Source organism: Bradyrhizobium sp. ORS 375 (assembly GCF_000239775.1).
In the GTDB taxonomy this organism is placed as follows: domain Bacteria; phylum Pseudomonadota; class Alphaproteobacteria; order Rhizobiales; family Xanthobacteraceae; genus Bradyrhizobium.
Map to the genome: position 1 here is coordinate 24,007 of NZ_CAFI01000026.1, position 9,121 is coordinate 33,127.

Annotated in this window: 11 protein-coding genes; 5 read left to right on the top strand and 6 right to left on the bottom strand. The window is 64.9% G+C overall.

From position 1 onward, the window contains the following. Position 1: 1 nt before the first annotated feature. From BRAO375_RS02365 to BRAO375_RS02375, 4 genes are all read right to left on the bottom strand, one after another. On the bottom strand, positions 2–376 hold the full coding sequence (locus BRAO375_RS02365; RefSeq protein WP_009025845.1) for a hypothetical protein: 375 nt from the start codon (positions 374–376) through the stop codon (positions 2–4). 385 nt (positions 377–761) lie between these two features. Next, a complete protein-coding gene (locus BRAO375_RS02370; RefSeq protein WP_244423097.1) occupies positions 762–1,124 on the bottom strand; it encodes a hypothetical protein in 363 nt (120 codons plus the stop codon). 208 nt (positions 1,125–1,332) lie between these two features. Beyond that, entirely contained in the window at positions 1,333–1,632 is a 300-nt protein-coding gene (locus BRAO375_RS37135) for a hypothetical protein (RefSeq protein WP_009025847.1), read from the bottom strand. Between the two features lie 298 nt (positions 1,633–1,930). After that, positions 1,931–2,347 carry a GFA family protein gene (locus BRAO375_RS02375; protein ID WP_009025848.1) on the bottom strand — a complete coding sequence of 139 codons (417 nt, stop codon included), beginning with the start codon at positions 2,345–2,347 and terminating at the stop codon, positions 1,931–1,933. Between the two features lie 112 nt (positions 2,348–2,459). Here BRAO375_RS02375 and BRAO375_RS02380 point away from each other — a divergent pair, with 112 nt between their 5' ends. Further along, on the top strand, positions 2,460–3,074 hold the full coding sequence (locus tag BRAO375_RS02380; protein WP_009025849.1) for a TetR/AcrR family transcriptional regulator: 615 nt from the start codon (positions 2,460–2,462) through the stop codon (positions 3,072–3,074). Positions 3,075–3,172: 98 nt separating this feature from the next. Here the strand turns inward: BRAO375_RS02380 and BRAO375_RS02385 are convergent, their stop codons facing one another. Continuing rightward, a complete protein-coding gene (locus BRAO375_RS02385) occupies positions 3,173–4,051 on the bottom strand; it encodes a LysR family transcriptional regulator (RefSeq protein WP_244423098.1) in 879 nt (292 codons plus the stop codon). Positions 4,052–4,243: 192 nt separating this feature from the next. On the opposite strand from BRAO375_RS02385, the gene BRAO375_RS02390 reads away from it, so the two are divergent. The 3 genes from BRAO375_RS02390 (at position 4,244) to BRAO375_RS02400 (ending at position 6,423) form a co-directional block, all read left to right on the top strand. Beyond that, complete coding sequence (locus BRAO375_RS02390; RefSeq protein WP_009025851.1) at positions 4,244–4,864, top strand: glutathione S-transferase family protein; 621 nt, start codon at positions 4,244–4,246, stop codon at positions 4,862–4,864. A 120-nt stretch (positions 4,865–4,984) separates the two neighbouring features. Continuing rightward, a complete protein-coding gene (locus BRAO375_RS02395; RefSeq protein ID WP_009025852.1) occupies positions 4,985–5,659 on the top strand; it encodes a peroxiredoxin-like family protein in 675 nt (224 codons plus the stop codon). Between the two features lie 47 nt (positions 5,660–5,706). After that, entirely contained in the window at positions 5,707–6,423 is a 717-nt protein-coding gene (locus BRAO375_RS02400; protein WP_009025853.1) for an SDR family oxidoreductase, read from the top strand. A 335-nt stretch (positions 6,424–6,758) separates the two neighbouring features. Here BRAO375_RS02400 and BRAO375_RS02405 read toward each other — a convergent pair whose 3' ends face one another. Then, entirely contained in the window at positions 6,759–7,538 is a 780-nt protein-coding gene (locus BRAO375_RS02405) for an alpha/beta fold hydrolase (protein WP_009025854.1), read from the bottom strand. Between the two features lie 145 nt (positions 7,539–7,683). Between BRAO375_RS02405 and BRAO375_RS02410 the strand changes: the two genes are divergently transcribed. Beyond that, positions 7,684–8,589, top strand: coding sequence for a LysR family transcriptional regulator (locus BRAO375_RS02410; protein WP_244423099.1), 906 nt, complete (start codon positions 7,684–7,686; stop codon positions 8,587–8,589). The last annotated feature ends 532 nt before the right edge of the window (positions 8,590–9,121 follow it).

A 9,121-nucleotide genomic window follows, 5' to 3' on the forward strand; every position in this document is an offset into this window, starting at 1 on the left:
GCTAGCGGTCCTTGCGCCACTTGAAGGCATCCGAGAAGGCGTTGATGCTTCGAAGCTTGCCATGAATGAGGTTCGTGATCGGGATGAGCTGATGTCGGTACGCCTCGGCGAACTCCGCCACGAGGGCGGCGCGCTCGGGAGACGACTGGAACTGATAGAGGCCGTCGCTCTCATGCAGGAAGCCGTCGCGGTGAAGTTCGCTGAGAGCAGCGACGATTTCTCTTTCGGTGGCATAGAGACGCTTGGCCATGTCGGCGGCGGCCCAGCGTTCCTGCGGATGAGCGTGAAGAAACAACAAGGCTTCCATCTGGGCGACAGTGTGAATGTGCTTCAGGATGAAATCCTGAATGGTCTTGGCCAAGGGCTGTATGGGCATGAAGCGTCGAAATCTCGGTGGCCCGCAGATTGGTGCAAGATCGACAGCGGATCAAGAACTCTCACAGACGCTTGAGTCGGCAATCTGGTTTCCGCAGTGATGTTCCCGCCGAGTCGGACTCTCGCGCGTGAAAGTTGGTACGCGCCCGTACCAACTTCGGGGCTGCGACTGACGTCGGCTGCCAGGGCAATTGATTCAAGGCACTTGATGCAAGGCGCATCATGCAACGCGCAAAGTCGCATGATGCCAGGCGAGCGGCCCTTTGCGAATCGACGGGCGGTCGAGCAGCATACCTGCTGCAGGATGCTCTACCGGGACGATGAGCGCGGGCTGAGAGAACCGTGCAGCGATCAGAGCGCGGCGCCGCTCGGATCGACCGCGTCGCCTACCAGCGATGGTGCGCGCGAATGACACCGTGGTGGTGACGCCGCCATGGCCGCGGCTGCCAGCCATAGCTGTTTCGCCAATGCGGCCGGATCGTATAGCCCCAGGGAGCGGCGCCGTAGCCGTAGGTGGTGTAGAAGCGAGGGCCGCCGCCCCACCCATATCCGCCCCAGTACGGTCGATAGGCGTAGCCGGGATAATAATAGGCAGCCGGACCGTACGAGTAGCCGTAACCGTAGTAGGCCGGGTAGGGCTCGTAGGAATAGGGAGCGGCAAGGGCGGAGCCGATGAGTGCGCCGGCGAGAAGACCGGCGCCGATCCCCCAGCCGCCACGCCAGCGGACTTCCGTCACGTCGCTTCGCATGCTGGAAGCTCGTTCGAGAGGTTTGGCAGCTGCGGACAGCGACGTCAGCGGGGCCGCAGTGGCGCAGGTGACCTGCGTGATTGCCAAAATGCCGGAAAAGGATAGTGCCAAGCCAACACTGCGCATCTTTCGCCTCCTGTCTTCGTCGTGGGTACGAATCGATACAGGCTCAACGCGGCTCGCCGGGCCTGACTGCTTCTGGTCTGTGCTATGACGCCTGATCGCGCAGAGGGCCCTGTCCGGCGGAGAATGGATCATGGCCCTCGGCTTGGCGCGGTACCGGACTGGATGAAGGACGAGCCGGTCGCTGCGCGTTGTTACCATCGGAGAGTGACAGCCAACGATCGATCTCCGCAGCCGTCGCGCTTGCGGAAGCTTTCTTCAGCAGGTCGCGTCGTGCGGTCCCGGCCGGCAACTTTTTCGCTGCAGCATGGGCCTGCGCCGCGAACTCCAGCAGCCGCTCCCGAAGCGATGAGGTCGGGGAGGTGCGCTTGCGTCGCTTGCTCATCGAGGAACTCCGTCGAGCCTGCCGACGATCGACGTGCCGAAGGGGCGGATCGTTGGCGTTCACCGCCTTCAACACTCCAGCAAGCATGTCGACGCAAAGGCGCTACGGTTCTCGGTACGCGTCCGTACGGGCACATCGGCTTGCCGGATGGGGGCCGGCCAATCGGCTTGTCGGCAGGGGGAGGTCTTCCTCGGTGTACCATCGTCGCGATCACGCCAAGGTCGAAGCCTGGAGCCGTGTCGCAGCGAGCCGGACGGAGCAGACGCTCCGCCGGAAGCACTACCGCGGAGACGGTGCCTCACATCCCCGGCGGCATCTTGTCGTACGCGGGGAGCACTCCGGACGGGGCATCCCAGGTCGGCGCTCGCATGGTCCAGACGTGCATCTGTGGCTTGAACACCTCAAGGTCGTCCAAGCTCGATGCGCGCAGGAAGAGCAGGCCGGGCAGAGTGGGGTTCGTCGAGAACACCGGGGCGCCGCATTCCGGGCAGAACGCCCGCGTGACGGGATTGCCGCTGGCAGACGGCCTGACATAGGCCTTCGTCGTCCCGGTCATGCTGACATGATCCGCCGAGACCGCCAGGTGTGACGAGTGCCCCGTTCCGCTGCTGCGGCGGCAATCTTCGCAATGGCAGTGGCCGGCCATCATCGGCTCGGCGGTGCAGGTGTAGCGGACGCGGCCGCAGAGGCAGCCGCCGGAAAATGTCGTCGCCAAGGTTCGGGCTCCCGTTGTCGCTTTGTCGATGGACGCCCACAGATGCTCTTCGGCAGAATATGTTCAAGAACATATTCTGCCGGCTGCTACCGTCGCGACGGGAGACGTCACCTTGCCCTATCGACCGGAACACAAGGCCGAAACGCGCGCGCGCATCGTCGAGAACGCGCGCCTGCTGTTCAATCGGCACGGCTACGACAACGTGACCATCGATATGGTGATGGAGGCGGCGTCGCTAACGCGTGGCGGCTTCTACAGCCATTTCCGCAACAAGCAGGAGCTGTTCGCCGCGGCGGTCTCCAGCTTCCTGATGGGGCGGGGCGCGCGTTGGCGCTCCGAGGCTGGGGTGGATCCGATCGATCCTGGTCTGGAGGACGCCGCGAACATGCTCCGAAGCTATCTGTCGCCCGCGCATCTCGGCGACCTCGAAGGCCAATGCCCGATGATCGCGCTGCCGTCGGACGTCGCGAGGGCAGAGCCGCAAGTTCAGACGGCGTACCAGGAGCTGCTGAAGGCCATGATAGGGCTTTATGAAAGGTCCATCCCCGACCCGCGGGACGACCGCCGCACCACTGCACTGGCTTTGGCGGCTCTCAGCGTGGGCGGCATGGTGCTCGCCCGCACGATCCCCGACGCGGCGCTCGCCGCCGAGGTTCGTGAGGCGGCGTTCGAAAAGGCTCTGGCCATGCTGTCGCCCGCGTCCGATGGAAGCCAACGCCTCCGGTGAGTTTGACGACCATTGGCTCACGGCAGCGCCCTTGATCGACGGTGCGAGAGCAAACAGCCAAGTCGTCCGGGAGCGAGGCTCGCGTCTCAGAGAGAGCTTTATGCAGCGCCGGGAGAGCCTTCGGCCAACGCGGCCTCGACGAAACGTGCGAATTCGCGCGCTTTGGCGCTCGCGAGGCGGCCCGCGGGGAACATCGCCCAGAGATCGAGCGGCGGCAGGCTCCAGTCGTTCAACACGCGGCGTACGGCGCCGCTGGCGAGCTCCGGGCTGAACATCCAGTCCGATGCGATGGTCAGGCCCATGTCCGCGAGGACCGCAGCCCGCAGCCCCTCTGCCGCGCTCACCTTGATGCGCCCATGCACCGAGACTGAGACTTCGGCGCCCTCGCGCGTGAACGACCAGACATTCGGAAGCTGACTGTAGATCACCGCCTCGTGCTCCGCGAGATCGGCGGGACTCCGCGGCTCGCCCGCGCGCGCAAGATAGGAGGGTGAGGCCAGGACCGAGCGTCGGCCGGTTGCGAGCTTGCGCGCGACCGCGGACGAGTCGGCCAGCGTGCCCATGCGCAGCGAGACGTCGATGCCTTCGGCCACGAGGTCGATCACCCGGTCGTCGAGGATCACGTCGATGTCGAGCTCGGGATGCCGGTCGAGAAAGCGCGGCAGCAGCGGCACGATGTGCAAGCGCGCGAAGGTCGTTGCAGCGGAGACGCGCAGGCAGCCCGAGAGTCCGGCGCCCGCTCCACGCGCCGCGAGCTCGGCCTCATCGGCCTCTTGAATCGCGGCCTTGGCCCGCTCGTAGAAGCGCTGCCCGGCCTCGGTCGGCGTCAGTCCGTGCGTCGAGCGGATCAGCAGGCTGACCTGAAGCCTGTCCTCGAGCTGCGCGATGGTCTTCGACACGGCGGGCTGGCCGACATTGAGGTGCCGCGCCGCGGCCGAGAAGGAGCCCGTTTCCACGACCCGCACGAATGTGGCCATCGCCTGATATCGGTCCAACGTCATTCCTCCGTGGAATGAGCGTTATCGCTCATGGCCCGCTGCCCTGTCGAGCGGTGAAGGCGCATCAATCCGCTGTGCTGACCGATCATCGGATCACCGGGAGCCGCCGGCGGCACCATCGTGCTGGCGGCACGATCTTTCAGCCCGCGGCCACATTCGAAGGGATGACTCATGCTCGACGTCTATGCTTTCGCCACGCCCAACAGCGTCAAGGTGCCGATCGCGCTGGAGGAGCTCGGGCTCGACTATGCGCTGCACGGCGTGAACGTCCGCAAGGGCGAGCAGAAGGCGCCCGACTTTCTCGCGCTCAATCCGAATGCCAAGGTGCCGGTGCTGGTCGATGGCGATCTGGTGCTGACCGAGTCTGCCGCCATCCTGGTCTACCTCGCCGAGAAGACCGGACGTCTGTTGCCGGCCTCGGGCGAGGGCAGGGCGCGCGTGTTCGAGCAGCTCTTCTTCCACGCCTCAGGCTTAAGTCCCGCATTCGGCCAGTCCGGCTTCTTCCAGCGCTTCGCGGCCGAGCCGCAGCCGATCGCGATCGAGCGCTTCTCGAGCGAGGCCAGCCGCACGGTCTCGATCCTCGATGGCGTCCTCGCCCGGCACCGCTTCGTCGCCGGCGAGGCGCTGACGATTGCCGACATTGCCCATTTCGGCTGGCTGTGGCGGCGCGAATTTGCCGGTGTCAGTCTCGAGGACACGTCCAACGTCCGGCGCTGGTACGCCGACATCGAAGGCCGGCCGGCCGTTCAGCGGGCCATTGCGCGCGTCAGCGCGCTCGTTCCTGCCGTCTAAGCGATGGCGCTCGCTGGGCTATTCCCACGTGGAATGAACGATAGTCGCACGGCGCCGCTGCCGCCGCGTCCCTGAAACGCTCACCCTCCACTCTGCCAACTCAATCCAAGGAATACATCCATGACACTTCAGTCCAAACTCGATGCCTTCAGTGCCGATTTCGAAGCAGGCAAGCCGCCCTACAATGTGCCGCCGTCCGTGATCGAGACCATGCACCGCGCCACCGCGGAGCTGATCGCCATCGGCGCCGCGGCTCGCGCGCTCAAGGCGGGCGATACGGCGCCTGCTTTCACGCTCAATGATCCGGATGGCCAGCCGGTCTCATCGGTCGATCTGCTCGCGCGAGGACCGCTGGTGGTGAGCTTCTATCGCGGCGTCTGGTGCCCCTATTGCAACATGGAGCTGCAGGCGTTGCAGGCGGCTCTGCCCGCGTTCGAAGAACTTGGCGCCAGCCTCGTTGCGATCTCGCCGCAGACGGCGGCCAACAGCCGCAAGTCGGTACGCCAGAACGAGTTGCGTTTCCCGATCCTGTCTGACGTCCGCAATGATGTCGCCGCCGCTTTCGGCCTGCGCTTCGCGTTGCCGGACTATCTCGTTGATCTCTACAAGAGCCTGAAGAACGACCTGCCGGCGTTCAACGGCGATCCGAGCTGGACGCTGCCGATGCCCGCCCGCTACGTCATCGGGCAGGACGGCAGAATCCTCTATGCAGAGGTGAACCCGGACTACACCCGCCGGCCCGAGCCGGAGGACATGCTGCCGGCACTGCGCCGCGCCGCCGCCGTCGCCGCCTAGCCCTACGCGCACGTCTCCCGATCGACAATGGTTCTCGCGAGGTCCTCATGACACGTACTTTCCTGATCACCGGCGCGAGCAAGGGCATCGGCCGGGCGCTCGCCGATCGCCTGGCGCAGGACGGGCACGAGGTCGTCGGCCTCGCGCGCGGCGCGGCAACGGACTTCCCTGGCACGCTCGTGTCGGTTGACCTCGCGGATGCCCGCGCGACCGACGCGGCGCTGCGCGAGCTCGTTACCCGCCACCGCGTCGACGGCGTGGTGAACAATGTCGGCCTGGTCCGCCCCCAGCGGCTCGGCGCGGTGGATCTGTCCGCGCTCGACGAGGTGATGCGGGTCAATCTGCATCCGGCGCTGCAAGCCGTGCAGGCCGTGCTTCCAGGCATGATGGAGCGAGGCTGGGGACGCATCGTCAACATCTCCAGCCTGACGGTGCTCGGCTCGATCGAGCGCACTGCCTATGCCGCGGCCAAGGCCGCGCTGGTGAGCTTCAGCCGCAGCTGGGCGCTTGAACTCGCGACCACGGGCATCACGGTCAACGCGGTCTCGCCGGGACCGACCGAGACCGAACTGTTCCGCGCCAACAACCCGCCCGGCAGCGACGGCGAACGTCGTTACCTCGCGGGTGTCCCGACGAAACGGTTCGGTCGGCCGGAGGAGATCGCCGCCGCCATCGCCTTCCTGCTGTCGGAGGGGGCTGCCTTCATCACCGGCCAGACCCTCCACGTCGACGGCGGCGCCTCGATCGGTAAGGCGGCGTTCTAGGGCTTGCACCGCCCTGGGCTCGACCGCCGCCGCACGTTTTTCGTGAGGTGCCGCAGGAGCGTCTGGTCGACGCGCTGCCCGGCTGCGGTTGCGGGCATCCCGGTTCGCTCGCGGCTTACGATAAGCGCTCGCTCTATCTCCGGACATCTAAGTAGAAGCGCCGACAGTTATCAGTGGAGGAGGTCGAGTCGGCCCAGTCGACCACTAGCCCGCAACGAACTGGATCTAACGAGCCACGCATCAGGGCAGAAGCGTTCGCGAATTGCAGAATTGAACTCTCCAACGCGCGCCAACCTCTGAATTGGTGCGATCAGAGGTCTTTTTTGGCTGCCCTACTATGTGAGTTGTTTGCAGAAGCCTTGAATCAACGCGGCCACTTCCTCTGGCGATTCCAGCATCGACAGATGCCCGGTTCCAGCCAATACGTGCATCGTGGCGCCGGGCACGCGGGGCAATAACTCGGCCCTCAGCACATCCGGCGCATCGACGTTGTCCAACTCGCCGGCAATCACGGTCGTCGGGACGTCGATGTTGCCGACCTTGCCAGTGATGTCCTCCTGGCTTGTCGCGCGCGGCCAGGCCAGCTTCGCCGCTGGCGCGCCTTTCAGGCTGTCCGCGATAACCTGCTCGCGAAGCTCCGGGGGAAGCGGCTTCGCCGTCAGCACATTGTCGATCGTCGCCTCGATAGTTGCGCGGCTATCGTAGGCGCGGATCATCATCTCGCGCTGCGCCTCGGGAAGGGCCATGGGAGTGGGCGGCGAAGGCGCGACGAGCACGAGGCCTCTCAAGCCGACCGGTCGGCGCGATGCCATCAACTGGGCGACCTTGCCGCCCATGGAATGGCCGACGAGGACGTAGCGCCGCAGATCGAGCGCCGCGATGACACCCTCGGCGTCTGCCGCCATGTCCGCCAGCGCATAGCCGGCGGCGGGCGCTTCGGATTGCCCCCAACCGCGGTGATCGATGGCAACCGTACGAAAGCTCGGCGCGAGCGCAGCCGTCACCAGCCTCCAGGTGCGGGATGAACCACCCCAATAGTGCAGGAAAACCAGCGATAATTCTCCCGTGCCCTGTTGGTCGACGTGCGGGAACATGCCATGGGATGGAACTTTCATCTGCCTCTCTCTCGTTTGGGCCGGCCGCTTGCGGCTGATGCAAAGAAAGTTAGGCTCGATCCCCCAAAGACAGAATTGGTCAATATCTATCATCATCTGATATTCGGGTTATCGAATGGGGTCGTGGATGGACCGATTGACCAGCATGGCTGTGTTCGTGGCGGCGGTGGAGGAAGGCAGTCTGGTCGGCGCCGCACGACGCTTCGGGCTTTCACCTTCGATGGCGGGGAAGCATGTCTCGGCGATCGAGGAGAACTTGCAGGCGCGGCTGCTTCACCGAAGCACGCGGACGCTGAACCTGACCGACGTGGGAAAGGCATATTATGCGCGCTGCCGGCAGATCCTCGAAGCCGTGGAAGACGCTCATGCGGAGGCGCAGGAGGCACAAGCGAGCGTCAAGGGACTCTTGCGGATCGCCGCTCCGACGACATTCGGCGCCATGCATCTCGGCCCGGTGATCGCGAGTTTCCTTGAAGCGCATCCCGAGGTGACGATCGAAACCATGCTCAGCGACCGCTACATCGATCTGCTCTCAGAAGGCGTCGATTTGACAATCCGCATCGGTCTTCTCCAAGATTCTGATCTGGTCGCCAGACGCCTCGCTCCGTGCCGAATGGTGTATTGCGCGGCACCGTCGTTCCTGAAGCGGCATGGCGTGCCGAGAACGGTGGAGGACCTGCGCCGGGCGCCGAGATTGGTCTTCACAGACGCCGTTTCGCGCGGAGATTGGAACTTGACCGATCCTGACGGACAAATACACGCAATAGATGGACCTGTTCGCCTCGCATCCAACAACATGCAGGCGCTGCTTTCTGTTGCGGTGACGGGCGCCGGAGTTGCTTACGGCCCGAGCTTCGTGTTCGGGCAAGCTCTTGCCAGCGGTCGTCTTGTCGCACTTCTCTCGGATCACGAAACCGCGGATTTGGCGGTCCATGCCGTCTACCCTACGCGGCGGCATACCTCGTTGAGGCTGCGTCGCTTTGTCGATCATCTGAGTTTGCAACTAGGCAGCGCATCCTTTCTCGATGTTCCGGTGGGACTCGGCGGTTAGGCTGGGAGCGAAAACGCTTGCATACGAATTCGGGTTTCGCGGTTACGGTGCCGGTGAACAAAACCGCTGTTGCCGAGCGGTGCTGGCGATGGAGCAGAGGCACCCCACGCGCTGAGTCAGGGTCCGGTGGTGTGGCCGGTCATCTCACTAATCATCTGCCCCGACGGGCAATCCCTCGCATGCCCCGCATACGCCAACTGCCCGTCGTGCCAGTTTTGTCGCTAGCGTCTCCCTTGTCACGACGGGCAAATCACCCCCACATTTCCGCGCATCCCGGCTCGCTGAAGAGGGACGTTTCGCGATCGTCATGAAGCGTCGAGCCTGAGACGCGACGGGTGCGTTGCTCCGCAGCCGGGCGTCACAGCCCGTGCCGACGAACGGAGCGAGGCGAAGGGGAAGTGGCGTGATCCTGGTCTCCCGACGCTGAGACCAAGCCGGCGGGGATGATGATCCGCTGGCGATGGGGGGCAAGACAGCTGTCCCCGGGGAGAGCGCCTATAAGTCGCAGAACCGTCGCGTAGGGAAGGCCGGA

Bases quoted from the DNA above. Each gene is read 5' to 3' on its own strand.
- BRAO375_RS02365 (WP_009025845.1), bottom strand. From the start codon at position 376: ATGCCCATACAGCCCTTGGCCAAGACCATTCAGGATTTCATCCTGAAG.
- BRAO375_RS02370 (WP_244423097.1), bottom strand. From the start codon at position 1,124: ATGCGAAGCGACGTGACGGAAGTCCGCTGGCGTGGCGGCTGGGGGATC.
- BRAO375_RS37135 (WP_009025847.1), bottom strand. From the start codon at position 1,632: ATGAGCAAGCGACGCAAGCGCACCTCCCCGACCTCATCGCTTCGGGAG.
- BRAO375_RS02385 (WP_244423098.1), bottom strand. From the start codon at position 4,051: ATGGCCACATTCGTGCGGGTCGTGGAAACGGGCTCCTTCTCGGCCGCG.
- BRAO375_RS02390 (WP_009025851.1), top strand. From the start codon at position 4,244: ATGCTCGACGTCTATGCTTTCGCCACGCCCAACAGCGTCAAGGTGCCG.
- BRAO375_RS02395 (WP_009025852.1), top strand. From the start codon at position 4,985: ATGACACTTCAGTCCAAACTCGATGCCTTCAGTGCCGATTTCGAAGCA.
- BRAO375_RS02400 (WP_009025853.1), top strand. From the start codon at position 5,707: ATGACACGTACTTTCCTGATCACCGGCGCGAGCAAGGGCATCGGCCGG.
- BRAO375_RS02405 (WP_009025854.1), bottom strand. From the start codon at position 7,538: ATGAAAGTTCCATCCCATGGCATGTTCCCGCACGTCGACCAACAGGGC.
- BRAO375_RS02410 (WP_244423099.1), top strand. From the start codon at position 7,684: ATGGCTGTGTTCGTGGCGGCGGTGGAGGAAGGCAGTCTGGTCGGCGCC.